Consider the following 20,217-nt stretch of genomic DNA (forward strand, 5'->3'; position numbering starts at 1 on the left):
GGCGCCCACGTCTCGGCGGGCGCCCCCTCGGGCCGGTGTCGGCGCCCGTCAGGCCTTGCGGGCCCGGCCGGTGGCCGTCTTCTTGGCGGCGGTCTTCTTCGCCGGCGCAGCCTGCTTCGCCGCGGCGGTCTTGGCGGCGGCCGCCGTCTTCTTCACGGCCGTCTTCTTCGCCGGGGCCTTCTTCGCGCCGCGCGCGGCCGGGACGGTGGCCGCCGTGGCGTCGCTGATCCGGTCGGCGGAGAGGATCTCCCGCAGGAACTTGCCGGTGTGGCTGGCCGGCACCGAGGCGACCTCCTCGGGGGTGCCCTCGGCGACGACGAGTCCGCCGCCGCTGCCGCCCTCGGGGCCCATGTCGATGATCCAGTCCGCGGTCTTGATGACGTCCAGGTTGTGCTCGATGACGACCACCGAGTTGCCCTTGTCGACCAGGCCGGAGAGCACCTTGATCAGCTTCGAGATGTCCTCGAAGTGGAGGCCGGTGGTCGGCTCGTCCAGGACGTAGACCGTGCGGCCCGTGGAGCGCTTCTGGAGCTCGGAGGCGAGCTTGACGCGCTGGGCCTCGCCGCCGGAGAGGGTCGGCGCGGACTGGCCGAGGCGCACATAGCCGAGGCCGACCTCGGTGAGGGTGCGCAGATGGCGGGAGATGGTCGGGACGGCCTCGAAGAAGTCCAGGGCCTCCTCGATGGGCAGGTCGAGGACCTCGGAGATGGACTTGCCCTTGTAGTGGACCTCCAGGGTCTCCCGGTTGTAGCGGGCGCCGTGGCAGACCTCGCACGGGACGTAGACGTCCGGGAGGAAGTTCATCTCGATCTTGATGGTGCCGTCGCCGGAGCAGTTCTCGCAGCGGCCGCCCTTGACGTTGAAGGAGAAGCGGCCGGGCAGATAGCCGCGCACCTTCGCCTCCATGGTCTCCGCGAAGAGCTTGCGGATGTGGTCGAAGACACCGGTGTAGGTCGCCGGGTTGGACCGCGGGGTGCGGCCGATGGGCGACTGGTCGACGTGCACGACCTTGTCGACGAGGTCGTCGCCGTCCACGCGCGTGTGCCGTCCGGGCACCGACTTGGCGCCGTTCAGCTCGCGCGCCAGGTGGGTGTAGAGGATGTCGTTGACCAGGGTCGACTTGCCGGAGCCGGAGACGCCGGTGACGGCGGTGAGGACGCCCAGCGGGAAGGAGACGTCGATGTCCCGCAGGTTGTTCTCCCGGGCGCCGTGCACGGTGAGGCGGCGCGAGGGGTCCACGGGGCGGCGGATCTCCGGCGTGACGATCGCCCGGCGGCCGGACAGATACTGCCCGGTCATCGACTCCTCGTTGGCGAGCAGCTCCTTCAGGGATCCGGAGTGGACCACCTTGCCGCCGTGCTCACCGGCGCCGGGGCCGATGTCGACGACCCAGTCGGCCACCTTGATGGTGTCCTCGTCGTGCTCGACGACGATCAGCGTGTTGCCCATGTCGCGGAGCCGGACCAGGGTCTCGATGAGCCGGTGGTTGTCGCGCTGGTGCAGGCCGATGGACGGCTCGTCCAGCACGTACAGCACGCCGACCAGGCCGGAGCCGATCTGGGTGGCGAGCCGGATGCGCTGGGCCTCGCCGCCGGACAGGGTGCCGGCCGCGCGGTTGAGCGAGAGGTAGTCGAGGCCTACGTCGACCAGGAAGCGCAGCCGCTCGTTGACCTCCTTGAGGACCCGCTCGGCGATCTTCTTGTCCCGCGCGTTCAGCGTGAGCCGGCCCAGGAACTCGGCGCAGTCGCTGATCGACATCGCCGAGACCTCGGCGATGGACTTCTCCATCACCGTGACCGCGAGCACGATCGGCTTGAGGCGGGTGCCCTCACAGGTGGGGCACGGCACCTCGCGCATGTAGCCCTCGAAGCGCTCGCGGCTGGAGTCGCTCTCGGCCTCGCTGTGCCGCCGCTTCACGAAGGAGACGGCGCCCTCGAAGGCGGGCGTGGTGTAGGAGCGCTCGCGACCGTACCGGTTGCGGTAGCGGACCTCGACCTGGGTCTTGTGGCCGTACATCAGCGCCTTCTTGGCGCGCTGCGGCAGGCCCGCGTACGGGATGTCGGTGCGGAAGCCGAGGGCCTGGGAGAGGCCGCCGATCAGCCGGCCGAAGTACTCCTTGGTGTGGCCGTGCGACCAGGGGTGGATGGCGCCCTCGTCGAGCGACTTCTCCTCGTCGGGGACGACCAGCTCGGGGTCGACCTCCATGCGGGTGCCGATGCCGGTGCAGTCCGGGCAGGCGCCGAAGGGCGAGTTGAAGGAGAAGGAACGCGGCTCCAGCTCCTCGAAGGACAGGTCGTCGTACGGGCAGTAGAGGTGCTCCGAGTACATCCGCTCGCGCTCGGGGTCGTCCTCGGCGAGGTCGACGAAGTCGAGCACGACCATGCCGCCGGAGAGCCCGAGGGCGGTCTCGACGGAGTCGGTGAGACGGCGCTTGGCGCTGTCCTTCACGGTGAGGCGGTCGACGACCACCTCGATGGTGTGCTTCTCCTGCTTCTTGAGCGTCGGCGGCTCGCTGAGCTGGATCGTCTGCCCGTCGACCCGGGCGCGGCTGTAGCCCTTGGTCTGGAGGTCGGCGAAGAGGTCGACGAACTCGCCCTTGCGCTCGCGTACCAGCGGCGAGAGCACCTGGAAGCGGCTGCCCTCGGGCAGCTCCAGGACCTTGTCGACGATGGCCTGCGGCGACTGGCGGGAGATCGGGCGGCGGCACTCGGGACAGTGCGGCTTGCCGATGCGGGCGAAGAGCAGCCGGAGGTAGTCGTAGACCTCGGTGATCGTGCCGACCGTGGAGCGCGGGTTGCGCGAGGTCGACTTCTGGTCGATGGAGACGGCCGGCGACAGGCCCTCGATGAAGTCGACGTCCGGCTTGTCCATCTGGCCGAGGAACTGCCGGGCGTAGGAGGAGAGCGACTCGACGTACCGGCGCTGCCCCTCGGCGAAGATCGTGTCGAACGCGAGGGAGGACTTGCCCGACCCGGAGAGCCCGGTGAAGACGATGAGGGAGTCACGCGGGAGGTCGAGCGAGACGTTCTTGAGGTTGTGCTCGCGAGCGCCACGGACGATGAGACGGTCGGCCACGCCGGTCCGCACCTTTCTTCAGAGAGCGGATGTGCCTGAACACCCAACAACCAAGGATGCCGGATGCTTCCACCGAGCCTATAGCACGCACATTCGATTTCCGGACGTTCGCCGACCACTTCACCCGAACGAGTGGCGGCGCCGGGGCGTCGTCCCAGGTCGTGGCCCTGGAGGCCTGGCCGGACCGGCCCGGAACCCCCTAGGGTCGGCGCCATGATCGACCATGTGCGTGACCTCGCCTCCGTGCGCGAGGCGACCGACCGGCTCATCGACGCGGTCTCCTCCTGGGACAACGCGGCGCTCGCCCAGCCGTCACGGCTTCCGGGCTGGACCCGCGGCCATGTCCTGGCCCACCTCTCCCGTAACGCCGACGCCCTCGTGAACGTTCTCCAGGGTCTGCCGATGTACAAGGACGCGGAGACCCGCGACGCCGACATCGAGGGCGGCTCCGCCCGCCCGCTGGACGTCCAGCTCGCCGACCTGCGCGCCACCGCCGACCGCTTCTCGGCGGTCTGCGAGGAGCCCGCCGACTGGGACCGCACCGTCGAGCTGCGCAACGGCGTCACCGACAGCGCCTCCCGGATCCCCTTCCGCCGCTGGGTGGAGGTGGCCCTGCACCACGTCGACCTGGGCGCGGGCTACGAGCTGGAGGACCTGCCGGAGGAGTTCGTCTCCCGCGAGATCGGCTTCCTCGCCGACCGCTGGAGCGGCCGCCCGGACGTCCCGCCGGTCACCCTGCGCCTCGGCCACGACGAGGACACCCCCTCCTGGCTCACCGGCGGCACCGAGGGCGAGCCCGTCGTCCTCGCGGGCACCGCCGCCGAGCTCCTCGGCTGGCTGGCCGGCCGCGGCGACAAGGGCGCCCACCTCGCCGTCCTCTCGGGCCCGGCCCTCCCCGACCTCCCGGCGCTCTAGCCGAGTTGCCCCGGTCACCGGCCCGCGCGCCGGTGACCGGGACTAGGCTGATCACATGACGTACAGCGGAGCGGTGAAGGTCGGCGGGCCCGCCGACGTGCACGAGCTGACCGATCTGATGATCTCGAAGGTCGCGGTCGGTCCGATGGACAACAACGCGTATCTGCTGCGCTGCCGGGCCACCGGCGAGCAGCTGCTGATCGACGCGGCCAACGAGGCCGGCACCCTGCTCACGCTGATCGGTGACGACGGCATCAGCGCCGTCGTCACCACCCACCGGCACGGCGACCACTGGCAGGCGCTCGCCGAGGTCGTCGCGGCCACCGGCGCCCGTACGTACGCCGGTGCGTACGACGCGGAGGGCATCCCCGTCGGGACCGACGAGCTCGTGGAGGACGGCGACACGATCCGGGTGGGCCGGGTCGAGCTGACCGCCCGCCGGCTGATCGGCCACACCCCCGGCTCGATCGCCCTGGTCTACGACGACCCGCACGGGCACCCGCACGTCTTCACCGGCGACTGCCTCTTCCCCGGCGGCGTCGGCAACACGTGGAAGGACCCCGAGGCCTTCGCGAGCCTGCTCCACGACGTGGAGACCAAGCTCTTCGACCGGCTCCCCGACGAGACCTGGGTCTACCCGGGCCACGGCAAGGACACCACCCTCGGTGACGAGCGCCCCCACCTCGCCGAGTGGCGCGAGCGCGGCTGGTAGTCCCAGGACACGACCGAGGCGCCCCTGGTGACACCGGGGGCTCCCACGCGCCCCCGTAACCCGGACGGCGGCCGGGTAGTTGGCGCGACATGCAGTCCAGTCACGCTCCGTCGCCGCCCACGGCCCGCCCCGCGCCCTCGATGGGACGGCTCGCCGCCGCCTCGCTCGTCGGCACCGCCATCGAGTTCTTCGACTTCTTCGTCTACGGGACGGCCGCCGCGCTCGTCCTCGGACCGCTCTTCTTCCCGACCTTCTCCCCCGTCGCCGGCACCCTCGCCGCCTTCGGCACCTTCGCGGTCGGCTTCCTCTCCCGGCCGCTCGGCTCGGTCGTCTTCGGGCATGTCGGCGACCGCTACGGACGGCGCCCGGTCCTGTTCGCCTCGCTGCTGCTCACCGGCTGCGCCACGGTTGCGGTCGGCTGCGTCCCCACGTACGACGGCATCGGCGTCGCCGCGCCGGTCCTGCTGCTCGTCCTGCGCTTCCTCCAGGGCCTCGGTCTGGGCGGCGAGTGGGGCGGGGCGGTGCTCCTGACCGCCGAGCACGCCCCGGCGGGGCGGCGGGCGCTGTGGGCGAGCTTCCCACAGATCGGGCCGGCCGTCGGATTCCTGCTCGCCAACGGGGTGATGCTGGTGCTGACCGCCGGGCTCGGGGACGCCGACTTCCGCTCCTGGGGCTGGCGGGTGCCGTTCTGGGCGGCGGGGCTGCTCGCCGCCGCCGGTCTCGCGCTGCGCTCCTCGCTCGCGGAGACGCCGCAGTTCGAGGCGCTGGCCGCCGAGGGCGGGCAGGCGAGCGCGCCGCTGCGGGAGGTCGCCCGGGACCACTGGCGGCTGGTGCTGCTCACGGCGGGCGCGCTCGCGGTCGGCTACGCCGTCTTCTACACGGTGTCCACCTGGGCCCTGGCGTACGGCACCGAGCGGCTCGGTGTGCCCAGCACCGTCATGCTGACCTGTGTGATGGCGGCGGTGGCGATCAAGGGGGCGACGACCCCGGTCTTCGCACTGCTCGGCGACCGCTACGGACGCCGGACCCTGTGCCTGGCGGGCTGCGCGGCCTCGGCCCTCTGGATGTTCCCGATGATCGCGCTGCTGCACACCGCGCGCCCGCTGCTGATGTTCCTCGGCTTCCTCGGCTCGCTGCTCGCCTTCATCACGATGTTCGCCGTGGTCGCCGCGTACCTCCCGGAGCTGTACGAGCCCCGGGTCCGCTGCACCGGCGCGGCCGTCGGGTACAACCTGGCGGGCGTCCTCGGCGGCGCGCTGACCCCGATCGTGGCGACGGCCTTCTCCGACGGCGGCGAGGGCCCGCCGTGGGGCGTGGCGGCCTATCTGACCGTGGTGGCGCTGGTGAGTCTGGGCTGCTTCGCGCTGCTGCCGGAGACGCTGCCCGCCCCGGAGGCGGCGGAGAGGGAGTGCGCGCCCGCGTAGCCGCCTTCCGCTTGCGACTGCCTACCGCCGTCACCGGCTGCGCGAACCGACGGCGCGGCCTCAGGCCTCGGCCGTCTCCCGCTCGGCCGCCCGCTCCGTCTCCCTCCTGGTCGCGATCAGGCTCGTGATCGTCGTGACGATCAGCACGCCGCAGATGACGGCGAGGGAGAACGGGATGGAGATCTCCGGGACGGGGACGCCCGACTCGTGCAGCGCGTGCAGCACCAGCTTCACTCCGATGAAGCCGAGGATCACCGACAGGCCGTAGCCGAGGTGGACCAGCTTCCTCAGCAGGCCGCCGATCAGGAAGTACAGCTGGCGCAGGCCCATCAGGGCGAAGGCGTTGGCGGTGAAGACGATGTACGGGTCCTGGGTGAGGCCGAAGATCGCCGGGATGGAGTCGAGGGCGAACAGCACGTCGGTGGTGCCGATCGCCAGCATGACGATCATCAGCGGGGTCAGCACCCGCTTGCCGTTGTCGCGGAGGAACAGCTTGGTGCCGTGGTAGCGGTCGGCGACGCCGAACTTCCTCTCGATCGACCTGAGGAGGCGGTTCTCCTCGAACTCGTCCTCCTCCTCGTCGGAGCGGGCCTCCTGGATGAGCTTCCAGGCGGTGTAGATGAGGAAGGCGCCGAACAGGTAGAACACCCAGGAGAAGCTCGCGATGATCGCCGCGCCGGCGGCGATGAAGACCGCGCGGAGCACCAGGGCGATCAGCACGCCCACGAGCAGCACGCGCTGCTGGAGGTGGGACGGCACCGAGAACTTCGCCATGATCAGGACGAAGACGAAGAGGTTGTCGACGCTCAGCGACTTCTCGGTGATGAAGCCGGCGAAGAACTCGCCGGAGGCCCGGCTGTCACCGAAGACCCACAGGCCGAGGCCGAACAGGGCGGCGAGGGCGATCCAGACGCCCGTCCAGATGCCCGCTTCCCTGGTGGACACGTCATGGGGCTTGCGCCCGATGAAGAAGTCGATCGCGATCAGGGCGCTCAGACCGAGAACGGTCAGCACCCACAGGGTCACAGAAACGTCCACTGTGCCTCCGGCGTCGTACGGCCGACGGATCGGCCTCGTCGTTGCCGGAGGTCTCTTCCACCCGGGTCGCCCGGGCCGGCGTCCCGGGACCAGGTGTCCGACCTGTCCGTATTGACGGGTGCGCCGCGCTTGGGGAGTACTCCCCTCCGCTGAGGGGAGCCTACCCGAAAGACCAAGTATTGGTAAAGAGAAGGGTAAAGCGAGACCAAAAGCGCAGGTCAGGGGCCCCACTGTCGTCGGGAGTCGGAGAGCTGGGCGAGCACCTGGCGCAGCACCGCGCTGCCCGCCGGGAAGACCGGCGGCTCGTACGTCCAGGCGTGCCCGACCCAGGGATCGGCGAGGTGGTCGTCGGGTACCGGGGTCAGCCGGGTCAGACAGCGCCACAGCGGGTCGAGCACCGGCCCGTACGCCGCCGCGTCGGCCCGGTCGGCGACGAGCAGCAGATGGGTGCCGACCGCCGGGCCCTCGTCGGCCAGGTAGCGCAGCTGGTTGACCGAGCGGTCGTCGAAGCCGTGCGGGAAGTCGTGCACGATCAGCAGTTCCTCGGCCGTGTCCAGGCCGGGCGGCAGGTCCTCGGAGGCCCCGGCGCGCGCCGCCATCTGCAGCAGGTCGACCCGCTCGGTGACCTGCTTCAGGACGGCCGAGACCCCGGCCGCTCCGGCGGCCGGCGGGCCGGCGAGCACGCCCGCCTCGACGAGCGGGGCGAAGGCGTTCGCGCCCGCTCCGGCCGCGTCGATCACGCGGACCCGGAAGGAGCCCGCGGGGTGCACGGCGAGCAGCCGCACCGCGTGGGCGACGGCGCTCTCCAGGGCGAGCCGGCGCAGCTCGGCCTCGTCGAGCAGCGTCGCCGCCTCGGAGTGGCCGCGCCCCGAGTCCACCCAGAGCCCGCGGGCGAGCGGGAGGCGGGCCAGGAACGGGATGCGCAGGCCGGTCCGCTCGGGGAGGTGGAGGTCGCCGAGCCGGACCGCCGTCGGGGCCTCCATGGGCACCCGGTAGGCCTGCCAGACCGGGCTGCTCCAGCGGGCGTACGCGGCGGGCAGGGCGGGCTCGACCACCTCGGACTCGGCGGTGAGCTGGGTGAGGTCGCGGTCCAGGGCCTCCTGGGCGCGGGCGGTGAGCTCGTCGTGCTTGGCCTTGGCCGCGGCCCGGGCGGCGTCGCCGGCGCCGCCGATACGGCTGCGCGGGTCGGACAGGAGCCCGTCGAGCTCCTGGTCGAGGCGGGACTCGGCGAAGTTGCAGGCGCTGCGGTAGGCGGCGGTGGCCCGGGCCAGGTCCTCGAACATGCCCCACACCTGGTTGTAGAGCCGCTCGTCCATGGTCCAGCCGCTGGCGTCACCCGCGACCGGGGTCGGGAACCCGGCGGGGGCGGGGGCCTGGGCGGAGGCCTCGGCGGCGGCCGGGCGGCGGCGCGGGTGGGTGTAGTCGATGGGCCCGCCGCTGCCCGGCGCGGCCGGGGGCGGCGGCGGTGCGGCCGGGGGCTGGGGCGGTGCGATCGGGGGCTGGGGCGGGACCACGGGCTGGGTCTGGGCGGCCTGGTGGGCGCGCTCGCCCTCGGTGACCCGGCCTGCGGCGTCCTCGGCGCGCGGGGCGGGGGCGGGCACGGCGCGGGCCAGGCCCTGGGCGACGGCGTCCAGGACGGAGCCGGCGAGTTCGGGGGCGCGGTCGAGGCCCTGGTCGGCGAGGAGGGCGGCGAGCCCGCCCTCGTACCCCTGGCCGACGGCGCGGACCTTCCAGGCGCCCTGACGCCGGTAGAGCTCCAGGGCGACCACGGCGGACTCGAGGTCGAGCCCGGTGATCGTGTAATCGGCGATGGCGGTGCCGTCGGGCGCGGTGACGGTGACGACGGGCGCGGCCGAGGCGCCGAAGCGGGTGGGGCCGCCCGTGCCGAGCGGCAGGGCGAGCAGTACGGAGACCCGGTGGACGGTGGCGCGCACCGCCTCCAGGTCGACCGCGAGCCGGTGCCGGGCGGCGGCCTGCCGGGACACCTCTATGCCGGGCAGTTCGGCGGCCCCCGGGTGGGCGAGGGCCTCGGGGCCGGCGACGCGGCCCTCCTCGTCGCCCAGGGTGGCCGCGGCGAGGACCGGATGACCGGCCGAGACCCGGATCTCCAGGCGGGTGTGGGGCAGGGGGTGGTTCTGCCCCCGGACCAGCTCGGCGGTCATCTGCTCCGTCTCTCCGTACGAACGTGGGCGCGGCGGCGCCGGGTTACAGGACCGGGAAGATGCTCGGCATCAGGTCCTGGAAGGTGCGGCCGTTGGCCGGGTTGCCCAGGGCGGTCATCTGCCAGCCGGAGCCGTTGCGGTGCACCTTGGCCATGATCTGGGCGGTGTACTGGCCGCCGCCGTTGAGCGTGTAGCGGGCGAGCTCCTGGCCGTTGGTCTCGTCCACGAGGCGGCAGAACGCGTTCTGCACCTCCTGGAAGGTCTGGCCGGTGAAGGAGTTCACCGTGAACACGATCTGGTCGATGTGGACGGGGACCCGCTGGAGGTCCACCAGGATCGCCTCGTCGTCGCCGCCCTGGCCCACGCCGCCCACCAGGTTGTCACCGGTGTGGCGGACCGAGCCGTCGTCGCTGACCAGGTGGCGGAAGAAGACCACGTCGACGGGCTGCTTGTCGGCGAAGAGGACCGCGGAGGCGTCGAGGTCGATCTCGCGGGTGCGCGAGCCGAACAGTCCGCGGCGGGGCGCCGCCTGCCAGCCGAGCCCCATCCGTACGGACGTGAGGCTGCCCCCGTCCTTCTTCTCCAGGCTGATGGCCTGCCCCTTGGTCATGTTGACCGTCACGCGCTGCCCCTCTCATCGGTGTGAGCAGCACCCTACGCAGGGGCACTGACACCGTGCCCGGAGCGGCCCGGTTTTGTGTCGGTCTTGCAACACACTGGGCCGGCTCCGGGTCCGTCCCGGGCCGTGGCGGCGGGCGGGCGTCAGGCGAGTCCGGCCTCCTTCATCTGCCGCAGCTCCTTCTTGAGTTCGGACACCTCGTCGCGGAGCCGGGCGGCGACCTCGAACTGCAGCTCGGCGGCGGCGGCCTTCATGCGGTCGGTCATCTCCTCGATGATTCCCGCCAGTTCGGCCGCGGGCCGGTCGCCGAGCTCCAGGGTCGAGCCGGCCTTCGCGGCCTTGCCGGCCTTGGCCTTCGGCGCGTGGACGGCCAGCGACGGCACGGGCGACTTGGCGCCCTTGCCGTCCTTCCCGGCCTTGCGGTAGCCGGTGCCGAGCAGTTCCTCGGTGTCGATCTCCTCGCGGGCGATGGTGGCCACGATGTCGTTGATCTTCTTGCGGAGCGGCTGCGGGTCGATCCCGTTGGCCTTGTTGTACGCGACCTGCTTCTCGCGGCGCCGGTTGGTCTCGTCGATGGCCTGCGCCATCGCCGGGGTGATGGTGTCGGCGTACATGTGGACCTGGCCGGAGACGTTTCGGGCGGCGCGGCCGATGGTCTGGATGAGCGAGGTGCCGGAGCGCAGGAAGCCCTGCTTGTCGGCGTCGAGGATGGCGACCAGGGACACCTCGGGCAGGTCGAGGCCCTCGCGAAGCAGGTTGATGCCGACGAGCACGTCGTACTCGCCGGAGCGCAGTTCGCGCAGCAGCTCGATGCGGCGCAGGGTGTCGACGTCGCTGTGCAGATAGCGCACCTGGATGCCGAGCTCCAGGAAGTAGTCCGTGAGGTCCTCGGCCATCTTCTTGGTGAGGGTGGTGACGAGCACCCGCTCGTCGCGCTCGGCGCGCAGCCGGATCTCGTGCACGAGGTCGTCGATCTGGCCCTCGGTGGGCTTGACGACGATCTCGGGGTCGACGAGGCCGGTGGGCCGGATGATCTGCTCGACGAAGCCGTCGGAGCGGGACAGCTCGTAGGTGCCGGGGGTGGCCGACAGGTAGACGGTCTGGCCGATCCGCTCCTGGAACTCCTCCCACTTCAGCGGCCGGTTGTCGAGCGCCGAGGGGAGCCGGAAGCCGTGGTCGACGAGGGTGCGCTTGCGGGAGGCGTCGCCCTCGTACATGGCGCCGATCTGCGGGACCGTGACGTGCGACTCGTCGATGACGAGCAGGAAGTCCTCGGGGAAGTAGTCGAGGAGGGTGTTGGGCGGGGAGCCGGGCTCGCGGCCGTCGAAGTGCATCGAGTAGTTCTCGATGCCGGAGCAGGAGCCGATCTGGCGCATCATCTCGATGTCGTAGGTGGTGCGCATGCGCAGCCGCTGGGCCTCCAGGAGCTTGCCCTGCTTCTCCAGCTCCTTGAGGCGCTGCTCCAGCTCGGTCTCGATGTCGTTGACCGCGCGCTCCATGCGCTCGGGGCCCGCGACGTAGTGGCTGGCGGGGAAGACGTACAGCTGCTCGTCGTCGCTGATGACCTCGCCGGTGAGCGGGTGCAGGGTCGACAGGGCCTCGATCTCGTCGCCGAACATCTCGATGCGGACGGCCAGCTCCTCGTACACCGGGAAGATCTCGATGGTGTCGCCGCGCACCCGGAAGGTGCCGCGGGCGAAGGCCATGTCGTTGCGGTTGTACTGGATGTCGACGAAGCGGCGCAGCAGCTGGTCGCGGTCGATCTCGTCGCCGACCTTGAGGGAGACCATCCGGTCCACGTACTCCTGCGGGGTGCCGAGGCCGTAGATGCAGGAGACGGAGGCGACCACGACCACGTCGCGCCGGGTGAGCAGCGAGTTGGTGGCGGAGTGGCGCAGCCGCTCGACCTCCTCGTTGATGGAGGAGTCCTTCTCGATGTAGGTGTCGGACTGCGGGACGTACGCCTCGGGCTGGTAGTAGTCGTAGTACGAGACGAAGTACTCCACCGCGTTGTTCGGCAGGAGCTCGCGGAACTCGTTCGCCAGCTGGGCGGCCAGCGTCTTGTTCGGCGCCATCACCAGGGTGGGGCGCTGAAGCTTCTCGATCATCCAGGCGGTGGTCGCCGACTTGCCGGTGCCGGTGGCGCCGAGCAGCACGACGTCCTTCTCGCCGGCGCGGATGCGCCGGTCGAGGTCGGCGATGGCCGCCGGCTGGTCGCCGCTGGGCTGATAGGGGCTGACGACCTCGAAGGGCGCCACCGTACGTTCGATCTTGGAAACGGGCCGCATGTCACCACCGTACGACCCGGCACTGACAGCCGGGGGGTCATCGGCCCGCGGACGGGCCCGGCGGGCCTGCCGCCGGCCCTGTCGGCGGTCCCGCCGGTCCCGCTACCAGTCCTGGGAGCGGTACGTGCCGCGGTGGGCGGTGCGGCGGCCGGAGCGGGCCGCGGGGCGGGCGGAGGACCAGTTCGCGGGCTCGCCGTAGGCCGGGGCGCGGCGCGGGGAGGGGACTCCGGGGAGGCCGCGCGGGTAGCCGCCGCGGGCGCTGGGGCGCTGCCAGTCGGGCTCGCCCATGACGAGCAGCGGGTCGAACATGACGACGACGGCGGCGAGCAGCAGGAAGACGCCCGGCCCGATCAGCATGGGCAGCAGGAGCGAGGTGGCGCTGTCGCCGCTGCCGGGGGCGGCGGTGCCGTGCAGCCGCACGTCCACGGCGGCCATGGCGGTGTAGTGCATCCCGCTGACCGCGAGCCCCATGACGACGCTGGCACCGAGGCTGGCGAGGAAGCCGTGCACGGAGACCGCGGCCCACAGGGCGGCGGTGGCGGCTACGACGGCGATGACCACGGAGAGGGCGACGGTGAGGGTGTCGTAGCCGATCTCCCCGTGCAGCCGCATTCCGGCCATGCCCAGGTAGTGCATGGTGGCGACGCCGAGGCCGGTGATGGTGCCGCCGGTGACCAGGGTCAGCGTGGTGGCCCCGCGGTATCCGACGATGAAGATGCCGATCCCGACCATGAGGATGGCGACGCCGAGGCTGGCGAAGGTGATGGGCCGGTCGTAACTGATCGGGGCCTGCCGGACCGAGAAGCCCATCATGGCGATGAAGTGCATGGTCCAGATGCCGGTCCCGATGGAGGTGGCGCCGAGGGCGAGCCAGCCGGCCTTGAAGGTGTCGCGGTGGCGCAGCGACCTGGTGGTGCAGCGGAGACCCAGGGCGCCGCCGAGGCAGGCCATGAGGAAGGCCGCCACCGGTGTGACCAGTCCGTAGCTGAATCCGTCGACCGTGCCCTGCATCAGCGTCTGTCCTCCACCCCTGGTGCAACGTCGTCCGAAAACAGTCGGTACCGCTGAGTAGTGCTATCGGATTATGGCGCCCGCCGAGCTCGTCCGGCCATGGGGTCCGGGAAAAGTCCGGACCGGTTGTCGGTGGCGGGTCGTACGGTGGGCGGCATGGAGCAGGAGAGGCCGGGGACGCCGGCGGGGTCGGAGCGGGGACGGGTGGAGTGGGCGGTGGTGCCCAGTGCCGTCGGGCCCCTGCTGCTCGCCGCGACGGAGCGGGGGCTCGTGAGCGTGGTGTTCCACGCGGACGCGCGCGTGCGGGAGCGGGCCCTGGAGCGGCTCGCCGGGGCGCTGGGCGGGGAGCTCGTGGAGCTCTCCTCGGGCCGGCTGGCCGAGCCAATACGGCAGTTCGCGGCCTATTTCGACGGGGGTCTGCGGAGCTTCGACGTCAAGCTCGACTGGTCGCTGGTGACCGGATTCAATCGTCAGGTGCTCCGCGAGCTGGCGGACACCGTCCCCTTCGGGGCGGTGGTGGGGTACGGGGAGCTGGCCCGCCGGGTGGGGCAGCCGGCCGCCGCCCAGGCCGTCGGTGCGGCGATGGGCGCCAATCCGCTGCCGGTGGTGGTGCCGTGCCACCGGGTGGTGGAGAGCGACGGCGGCATCGGGGGCTTCGGCGGCGGTCTGGAGACGAAGCGGAAGCTGCTCGCGCTGGAGGGTGTGCTGCCGGAGCCGCTGTTCTGAGCGGGGGCGTTCGCGGCTGGGCGGCGGACCCTCCGGGGCTCGGGCGGGCCCTGCGGCGGACGGCGGGCGGGGCCGGGCTGCCCGCCGCAAGGCCTGGAGCCGGGGCCGGGCCGCGTCGGATGAGCCGGCGCCGACGCGCGCCCGGTGGGCACTCGGCGGGCCCCGGGGCCGGTCACCCGTAGCCGGGGCGCGGGCCGGATGACCGCCCGGGGCACACGCCCCGCTGCGGTCGGCGGCCACCTGGGCGTTCCCAGCCGGTGGGACGGCTGGCACACTGCGTAAGTGACCAAAGCGCCAGACGCCCCTGACGCCCTGCTGACCGCGGGGATATCCAAGCCACCCGTCTCCCCCGACCGGCTGCCCGCCCTGCGGCGCCGGATCCAGGCCGTGCTGATCGCCACCCAGATCCTCGGCGGGCTCGGCATCGCCATCGGCGTGGCGCTCGCCGCCGTCCTGGCCAAGGAGGTCAGCGGTACGGAGGCGCTGTCGGGTCTCGCGTCGACGGCCACGGTCGCCGGGCCCGCCCTGCTCGCGATGCCGCTCGCCTCGCTGATGGCCCGGCGCGGGCGGCGGGCCGGCCTCGTCCTGGCCTATCTGGTCGGCGCCCTCGGCTCGGCGGTCGCCGTGCTCGGCGCCACCGCGGGCAGCTTCCCGCTGCTCCTGGCCGGTCTGGTCGGCTTCGGCGCGGGCTCCTCGGCCAATCTGGCCGCCCGGTTCGCCGCCGCGGACCTGGCCGAGCCGGACCGCCGGGCCCGGGCCATCTCGACCGTGGTGTGGGCCACCACCATCGGCGCCGTCCTCGGCCCCAACATCGCCGCCCCGGCCGGCGAGAGCGTCTCCGGCCTCGGCGTCCCGGCCGCCGCCGGGCCCTTCGTGTGGGCGTCCGGCGTCTTCGTGGTCGCCGCCGTCATGGTGGCGGTGCTGCTGCGGCCCGACCCACTGCTCACCGCGCGGGCGCTGGCCGACCCCGAGGAGACCGCGGCCGCCGACGGGCGCTCCCTGAAGGCCGGGATGCGCGCGGTGCGGGCCTCGTCCCGGGCCCGGCTCGCCCTGGTGACGGTCGCCGGTTCGCACACCGCCATGGTGTCGATCATGTCGATGACCCCGGTCGCGCTCAGCCACCATGGCGCAGGCATCCGGCTGATCGGGCTGGTGATCAGCGGCCACATCGCCGGCATGTACGCCTTCTCGCCCGTCATGGGCTGGCTGTCCGACCGGCTCGGCCGGCTCACCGTGATCGGCCTCGCGGTGGCGCTGCTCGTCACCGCCGCGGCGCTCGCGGGGACCGCCGGGCCCAGCCACGGGCAGACCGCGCTCGGTCTGTTCGTCCTCGGCCTCGGCTGGTCGGCCGGCCTCGTCTCCGGCTCGGCGCTGCTCACCGACTCCGTGCCGCAGGCCGCCCGGGCGGCCGTCCAGGGCCTTTCCGACTTCATCATGAACACCTCGGCCGGCCTCGGCGGCCTCGCCGCCGGCCTGATCGTCTCCCAGGCGGGCTACGGCTGGCTCAACCTCGTCGGCGCCTGTCTCCTCCTCCCGATGACCGTGCTCGCGGCGCGTGGCGCGCTGCGCCGCGCCTGAGGCCGGAACGCGTCGGCGGATCAGGAGCGGACAGGCCGCGCGGTTCGGTGCCGGCGGTTGTCCCCCGGCCGCCGGGGCCGAGGGAACATCGGGCGCCGGAGCGTCTCGACAGCGGGGCTGTCGGGGCGTTTCGGCTGAGGCGCCGGACGCGCCTCGGCCTGCCCGGGAGTTCCCGGTCGGTTCATCGGGGCACCACCGGGGAGGTGGCGCCCGGCGCCACCTCCCGCGGCGTGCCCGTGCCGTCGGCGGGCACGCTCCACACGGCGCCGTCGTAGGCGTAGGAGACCGTGCCGGGACCGGTCCAGGCGGCCTGGTCGTCGACGGAGCGGGTCTCGGCGAGCGGGTGCGCGCGCCGGGTCGCCAGGTCGAGCACGTACAGCCGCCAGGGGGCGCTCGGGTCGGTGGAGACCTTCTTCTTGTACGCGAGGCGGGTGCCGTCCGGGGAGAGCGAGGGGCACTCGACGTTCTCCTCGATCGCCCGCGCCGACCACTTCTTCAGGTCGCCCTCGACGAGGTAGGTGCGGCCCCGGGTGCCGACGGTCGCGTAGAAGCGGTTGTCGTCGGCGGCGAAGCTGACACCCCAGTAGTTGACGTCGGGCGCGTGGTAGCGGCGCCCGTCGAGGGTGAGCGGGATCTGCTCGATGCTCTTGATCAGATAGCCGGTGCGCAGATCGAGGATCGAGGTGCGGGTGGAGAAGGCGGAGGTGTTGTACGAGTCGCCGGTCGCGAAGGTGGTCCAGGCGAGCACCCGGCCGGAGGCGGAGACCCGGGCCCGGTTGGGGATGCCGGGCAGGCTCATCCGCTTCTGCTCCTGCAGGCGCCGGTCGAGCACCAGGACGTACGAGCGGGCCGGCACGCCCGGGCGGCGCTGGAGGCACAGCGCGGTGTGCCCGGCGGCGTGGAAGCGGTCGCAGCGCGGCCCGAGCGCGAGCCGGCCGCCGGGCGCGGCCGGGTCCTGTCGGGCCACCCGGCCGGTCGCGGTGTCCCGGAACCAGAGCACGCCCGGCCGTGCCCCGTCGAGCCCGAACCCGGCGTCGGCCGCCACGGCACCCTCGTCGGGGCGGCCGTGGGCGGCCCGCACGGTGTACGCGGTGGCCCCGCCGGCCAGCAGCAGGAAGCCGAGCACGAGGGCCCAAAGCCGGAGCCGGGTCATGAGAGGTCCCTTCTGGGAAGTGCCGTGGACGGCTCCCGGGGGAGCAGGCGGCTCGCGCCGAGCAGCGCGACGGGCAGGGCGGCAAGCGCCAGGAACAGCGCGGGGCGCGGCCCCCAGAGGGTCCAGGCGGCACCGAAGCCGGTGGCCGCGGCCACCTTGGCGAGGGCCTGCGCGGTCTGGACGAGCGCGAGTCCGCCCGCCCGCCGCGCGGGCGGGAGCAGCGGGCCGGTGAGCGCCATCAGGACGCCGTCGGTGGCCGCGTAGAAGACCCCGAGGAGCAGCGGGACGGCCACGAGGAGCAGCAGGCCCGGCACCGGGGCCAGGAGCAGGCCGAGGGCGATCAGCAGGGCCCCGTGCCCGTACAGGAAGGGACGCCGGCGGCCGGTCCGGTCGGCGAGCCGGCCGGCGGGCACGGCGAGCAGCAGATACGCGGCCGAGGCGCCGAGCGGCAGGAACGGGAACCAGGTGGCGTCGAGTTCGGTGCGCCGCTGCAGCAGCAGGTAGAAGAACGCGTCGCCGACGGTGGCCGCGCCGAGCAGCGCGGCGGCGAGCGCGACCCGGCGCACGGCGGGCAGCCGCAGCAGGGCCGGATCATCACCGGACCTGCCGTCTGGAGGACCGGGAGTACGTGGGGCGGGCCCGGGCCCGGGCGCGGGCGCGCGGGAGCCGCCGGGGACGAGGACGACGAGCAGCAGCACCCCGAGCAGCCCGACGCAGAAGCTGACGACGAAGACGGCGTCGTACGCGTCGGCCGTGACCCACAGGATCGCGAACGCGGCGAGCGGGCCGAGCAGTGCGCCGGTGGTGTCCATGGCGCGGTGCACGCCGAAGGCGCGGCCGAGGGCGTCGGGCGGGCTGTCGAGGGTGATGAGCGCGTCGCGGGGCGCGGTGCGGAGGCCTTTGCCGAGCCGGTCGGCGGCGAGCGCGGCGGCGATCGGTCCGGTCGCGCCGCCCGCGAGGAGCAGGCCGAGCCGGGAGCAGGCGGAGAGCGTGTAACCGAGGCCGGCGACCCGTTTGTGCCGGCCGCCGCGGTCGGCGACCTGCCCGCCGATCATCCGGACGAGGGCGGTGGCGCCGTTGAACAGCCCGTCCAGGAAGCCGAACTGGAGCGGGGTGAGACCGAGGCCGAGCACCAGGTAGAGCGGCAGGACCGCGGTGACCATCTCGGACGAGACGTCGGTGACCAGACTGACCGTGCCGAGGGCGAGGACGGTGGCGGAGACGCGCCGCCGCGCCCCGGTGGGGGCGGGCGGCACGTCCCGGCGACCGGTGGTCGCGAGATACATGGGCGGCGGCGATCAGTGGCAGGTGTAGGTCGGGCCGGCGTCCTTGACCTGGCCGTCGGTGCCGACGTACTGCCAGGTGTAGGTGGTGTCGGTGAAGTCGAGCTTCAGGACGCCGTACGGGCCGCTGATCCGCTTCTGGCTGTTGGGCTGGACGTCCTCGATGGGGTACGGCTCGGCGCCGCCCATGCCGCCGACGATCTCGACGATGCCGTCGGCGGTGGCCCGGCCGTCCGGGTCCTGCGGCGCGAAGCGCTCGTAGTGGTGGTCGTGGCCGTTGAGGACGAGGTCGGCCCTGGCGTCGTAGAGGATCTCCCAGACCGGCTTGGACACGGGGTCGTTGCCGTGGCCGCCGGAGGAGTAGAGCGGGTGGTGGAAGTAGGCGGCGACGCAGCCCTTAGTGGTGCGGGCGAGGTCGTCCTTCAGCCACTGGATCTGGTCGGGGTCGTCGAAGGAGTTGGAGTCGAGGGCGACGAAGTGCCAGTTGCCCTCGTCGTAGCTGTAGTACGGCTCGCCCTGCGGATAGGCGAGGGTGCCGAAGTACGACTTGTAGCCGGCCAGCGGTCCGGCCGGGTCGTAGGTCTCGTGGTTGCCGGGCACCGGGCGGGTCTTGGCCTTGAAGGCGCCCCAGGTCTTGTCGTAGTAGTTCCGGTAGTCGGACAGGCGCGCGTCGTCGTACTGGTTGTCACCCATCGTCAGATAGAAGGCCGGGTTGATCCGCTGGGCCTGCGCGGCGGTCTTCGGGTGGGCGCAGGAGCTGCTGGAGGCGGTGCACTGGGCGGCGATGTCGCCGGCCGCGACGACCGTGAAGGCGCCGTTGCCGGGCGGAGTGGTGGGCGGGGTCGTCGGAGTCGTGGGCGGGGTGCTCGTCGGGGTGGTGCCGTCCGGGGTGCCGTACACCTCCGTCTCGTAGAGCGAGTAGCCGTACGAGGTGCCGCGCGCGGTGCCGTAGATCCGCAGGTAGCGGCCCTTTCCGGCCAGTCCGGTCCAGTCGTCGGTGCCGCCGTTGCCGGCGGTCTCGGTGGCGAGCCGGGTCCAGGTGCTGTTGTCGGCGGAGATCTCGACCCGGTAGGCCTTGGCGTAGGCGACCTCCCAGACGAGCCGGACGCGGGAGACGGTGGACGGGGCGCCGAGGTCGACCTTGATCCACTGGGGATCGGATCCCTCGGCGCTGGCCCAGCGGGTGGAGCCGTCGCCGTCGAAGGCCTTGGCGGGTTCGTATCCGGTGTCCTCGATGGAGGACGCGGTCGCGGGCTTGCCGCGGGAGAGCAGGGGGTCGGCGGCGTCGGCGCGGCCGGTGGCGGCGAGCAGCAGCCCGCCGATCAGACACAGCGCCGCGGTGACGACGGTGAGGAGGAAGGCGGGGGACGACGTGGTGCGGCGAGGTGGGGCGGAGGCGTACAGGCGCATACCTGGGGCTCCCTTGCCTGGTATCGGCGAGAGCTGGACTGCGGTGCGGACAGCGCGGTCCGGCCGCGTGGCGATGGGGCGCCACGGAGCAGCGTGCCGCGGTGCACGGCGGCCGGGTCAGAGCTCTCGCTGAGCGCGTCACGCCCGCCCCCCCCAGGATCCGAGATCCGGGATCCGGGATCCGGGGCACGGGCGCCGCGCCAAGCCGCCGCCCGCGAGGTTAGCGGACAGGAAGGTTTCCTACCAGACCCGGAACGCCCCTTGAGAGGAGGGGCGTTCGCGGGGCGCGTGGCCGGCGGGGCCTCAGAGGCTGATGTGGTACGCCTTGCGCAGGGTCTCGTGCACGGTCCAGGTGGTGCGGTCACCTTCGCGCAGCACGCAGGCGTCGCCGGGGCCGATCTCCAGCGTCTCGCCGCCCTCGACCGCGACCGTGGCGCGACCGCTGACGACGACGAAGAGCTCGTTCGCCTCGGTGTCGGTGACCACGCCGGGAGTGATCTGCCAGATGCCGCGGAGCTGCTTGCCGTCGGCGGACTCCCACAGGACCTTGCCGGTCACCTCGGGCGTGCCGGAGACGATCTGACCGGGGTCGAGCGGCTCGGGTTCGAGCTCGGCGTCGGGGATGTGGACGGCGAAGGAAGGCTGCGCGTGAGTGGTCATGGGCGGTGACTGTAGCGGGGCCCGAGCACCGTTCCGCCGCCGGGAGTTCCTGGAATTCAGCCTTCCCTTCGACGCTCCCACCAGGCACTTCGTCAACCCGTTCGACACGACGGAATCCGCAAGGGGGGTTTGCGGCGCGCCCGTGCGCCAAGAGGCGTCCCCA

General features: G+C 72.6%; 15 protein-coding genes. 5 read left to right on the plus strand and 10 right to left on the minus strand.

Annotated features, from left to right (window positions below; all coding sequences use genetic code 11):
- Positions 1 to 48: 48 nt before the first annotated feature.
- Complete coding sequence (gene uvrA, locus AB0M18_RS10155; protein ID WP_365756375.1) at positions 49 to 3,075, minus strand: excinuclease ABC subunit UvrA; 3,027 nt, start codon at positions 3,073 to 3,075, stop codon at positions 49 to 51.
- A 213-nt stretch (positions 3,076 to 3,288) separates the two neighbouring features.
- Between uvrA and AB0M18_RS10160 the strand changes: the two genes are divergently transcribed.
- The 3 genes from AB0M18_RS10160 to AB0M18_RS10170 all read left to right on the plus strand — a co-directional run bounded on the left by AB0M18_RS10160 (position 3,289) and on the right by AB0M18_RS10170 (position 6,126).
- Positions 3,289 to 3,990: a maleylpyruvate isomerase family mycothiol-dependent enzyme gene (locus AB0M18_RS10160; RefSeq protein ID WP_365756376.1), complete on the plus strand. Its 702-nt coding sequence runs from the start codon at positions 3,289 to 3,291 to the stop codon at positions 3,988 to 3,990.
- 55 nt (positions 3,991 to 4,045) lie between these two features.
- Positions 4,046 to 4,702: an MBL fold metallo-hydrolase gene (locus tag AB0M18_RS10165; RefSeq protein ID WP_365756377.1), complete on the plus strand. Its 657-nt coding sequence runs from the start codon at positions 4,046 to 4,048 to the stop codon at positions 4,700 to 4,702.
- Positions 4,703 to 4,842: 140 nt separating this feature from the next.
- A complete protein-coding gene (locus AB0M18_RS10170; RefSeq protein WP_365756579.1) occupies positions 4,843 to 6,126 on the plus strand; it encodes an MFS transporter in 1,284 nt (427 codons plus the stop codon).
- A 60-nt stretch (positions 6,127 to 6,186) separates the two neighbouring features.
- Here the strand turns inward: AB0M18_RS10170 and AB0M18_RS10175 are convergent, their stop codons facing one another.
- The 5 genes from AB0M18_RS10175 to AB0M18_RS10195 all read right to left on the minus strand — a co-directional run bounded on the left by AB0M18_RS10175 (position 6,187) and on the right by AB0M18_RS10195 (position 13,244).
- Positions 6,187 to 7,164, minus strand: coding sequence for a TerC family protein (locus AB0M18_RS10175; RefSeq protein ID WP_365756378.1), 978 nt, complete (start codon positions 7,162 to 7,164; stop codon positions 6,187 to 6,189).
- Positions 7,165 to 7,382: 218 nt separating this feature from the next.
- Positions 7,383 to 9,326: a TerD family protein gene (locus tag AB0M18_RS10180; RefSeq protein ID WP_365756379.1), complete on the minus strand. Its 1,944-nt coding sequence runs from the start codon at positions 9,324 to 9,326 to the stop codon at positions 7,383 to 7,385.
- A 43-nt stretch (positions 9,327 to 9,369) separates the two neighbouring features.
- Positions 9,370 to 9,948, minus strand: a complete 579-nt coding sequence (locus AB0M18_RS10185) for a TerD family protein (RefSeq protein ID WP_365756380.1) — start codon at positions 9,946 to 9,948, stop codon at positions 9,370 to 9,372.
- Between the two features lie 140 nt (positions 9,949 to 10,088).
- The gene (gene uvrB, locus AB0M18_RS10190) at positions 10,089 to 12,233 is read right to left on the minus strand and encodes an excinuclease ABC subunit UvrB (protein WP_365756381.1); all 2,145 of its coding nucleotides are present in this window, start codon (positions 12,231 to 12,233) and stop codon (positions 10,089 to 10,091) included.
- A gap of 102 nt (positions 12,234 to 12,335) precedes the next feature.
- On the minus strand, positions 12,336 to 13,244 hold the full coding sequence (locus tag AB0M18_RS10195) for an MHYT domain-containing protein (protein ID WP_365756382.1): 909 nt from the start codon (positions 13,242 to 13,244) through the stop codon (positions 12,336 to 12,338).
- Positions 13,245 to 13,400: 156 nt separating this feature from the next.
- Here AB0M18_RS10195 and AB0M18_RS10200 point away from each other — a divergent pair, with 156 nt between their 5' ends.
- Together AB0M18_RS10200 and AB0M18_RS10205 are read left to right on the plus strand one after the other, a co-directional pair.
- Positions 13,401 to 13,970 carry a methylated-DNA--[protein]-cysteine S-methyltransferase gene (locus AB0M18_RS10200; protein WP_365756383.1) on the plus strand — a complete coding sequence of 190 codons (570 nt, stop codon included), beginning with the start codon at positions 13,401 to 13,403 and terminating at the stop codon, positions 13,968 to 13,970.
- A 315-nt stretch (positions 13,971 to 14,285) separates the two neighbouring features.
- Complete coding sequence (locus AB0M18_RS10205) at positions 14,286 to 15,548, plus strand: MFS transporter (RefSeq protein WP_365756580.1); 1,263 nt, start codon at positions 14,286 to 14,288, stop codon at positions 15,546 to 15,548.
- A gap of 181 nt (positions 15,549 to 15,729) precedes the next feature.
- On the opposite strand, the gene AB0M18_RS10210 is transcribed toward AB0M18_RS10205, so the two are convergent.
- The 4 genes from AB0M18_RS10210 to AB0M18_RS10225 form a co-directional block, all read right to left on the minus strand.
- A complete protein-coding gene (locus tag AB0M18_RS10210) occupies positions 15,730 to 16,701 on the minus strand; it encodes a hypothetical protein (protein WP_365756384.1) in 972 nt (323 codons plus the stop codon).
- Positions 16,698 to 17,987: an MFS transporter gene (locus AB0M18_RS10215; protein ID WP_365756385.1), complete on the minus strand. Its 1,290-nt coding sequence runs from the start codon at positions 17,985 to 17,987 to the stop codon at positions 16,698 to 16,700. The genes AB0M18_RS10210 and AB0M18_RS10215 overlap by 4 nt, the downstream gene beginning before the upstream one ends.
- A gap of 12 nt (positions 17,988 to 17,999) precedes the next feature.
- Positions 18,000 to 19,394, minus strand: a complete 1,395-nt coding sequence (locus AB0M18_RS10220) for a discoidin domain-containing protein (protein ID WP_365756386.1) — start codon at positions 19,392 to 19,394, stop codon at positions 18,000 to 18,002.
- 303 nt (positions 19,395 to 19,697) lie between these two features.
- On the minus strand, positions 19,698 to 20,054 hold the full coding sequence (locus tag AB0M18_RS10225) for a cupin domain-containing protein (RefSeq protein WP_365756387.1): 357 nt from the start codon (positions 20,052 to 20,054) through the stop codon (positions 19,698 to 19,700).
- Positions 20,055 to 20,217 lie beyond the last annotated feature (163 nt).

The organism is Streptomyces sp. NPDC051909 (assembly GCF_040681095.1).
GTDB lineage: Bacteria > Actinomycetota > Actinomycetes > Streptomycetales > Streptomycetaceae > Streptomyces.

Coding starts and splice junctions, on each gene's coding strand:
- AB0M18_RS10160 (WP_365756376.1), top strand. CDS start 3,289: ATGATCGACCATGTGCGTGACCTCGCCTCCGTGCGCGAGGCGACCGAC.
- AB0M18_RS10165 (WP_365756377.1), top strand. CDS start 4,046: ATGACGTACAGCGGAGCGGTGAAGGTCGGCGGGCCCGCCGACGTGCAC.
- AB0M18_RS10170 (WP_365756579.1), top strand. CDS start 4,843: ATGGGACGGCTCGCCGCCGCCTCGCTCGTCGGCACCGCCATCGAGTTC.
- AB0M18_RS10180 (WP_365756379.1), bottom strand. CDS start 9,326: ATGACCGCCGAGCTGGTCCGGGGGCAGAACCACCCCCTGCCCCACACC.
- uvrB (WP_365756381.1), bottom strand. CDS start 12,233: ATGCGGCCCGTTTCCAAGATCGAACGTACGGTGGCGCCCTTCGAGGTC.
- AB0M18_RS10195 (WP_365756382.1), bottom strand. CDS start 13,244: ATGCAGGGCACGGTCGACGGATTCAGCTACGGACTGGTCACACCGGTG.
- AB0M18_RS10200 (WP_365756383.1), top strand. CDS start 13,401: ATGGAGCAGGAGAGGCCGGGGACGCCGGCGGGGTCGGAGCGGGGACGG.
- AB0M18_RS10210 (WP_365756384.1), bottom strand. CDS start 16,701: ATGACCCGGCTCCGGCTTTGGGCCCTCGTGCTCGGCTTCCTGCTGCTG.
- AB0M18_RS10215 (WP_365756385.1), bottom strand. CDS start 17,987: ATGTATCTCGCGACCACCGGTCGCCGGGACGTGCCGCCCGCCCCCACC.
- AB0M18_RS10220 (WP_365756386.1), bottom strand. CDS start 19,394: ATGCGCCTGTACGCCTCCGCCCCACCTCGCCGCACCACGTCGTCCCCC.
- AB0M18_RS10225 (WP_365756387.1), bottom strand. CDS start 20,054: ATGACCACTCACGCGCAGCCTTCCTTCGCCGTCCACATCCCCGACGCC.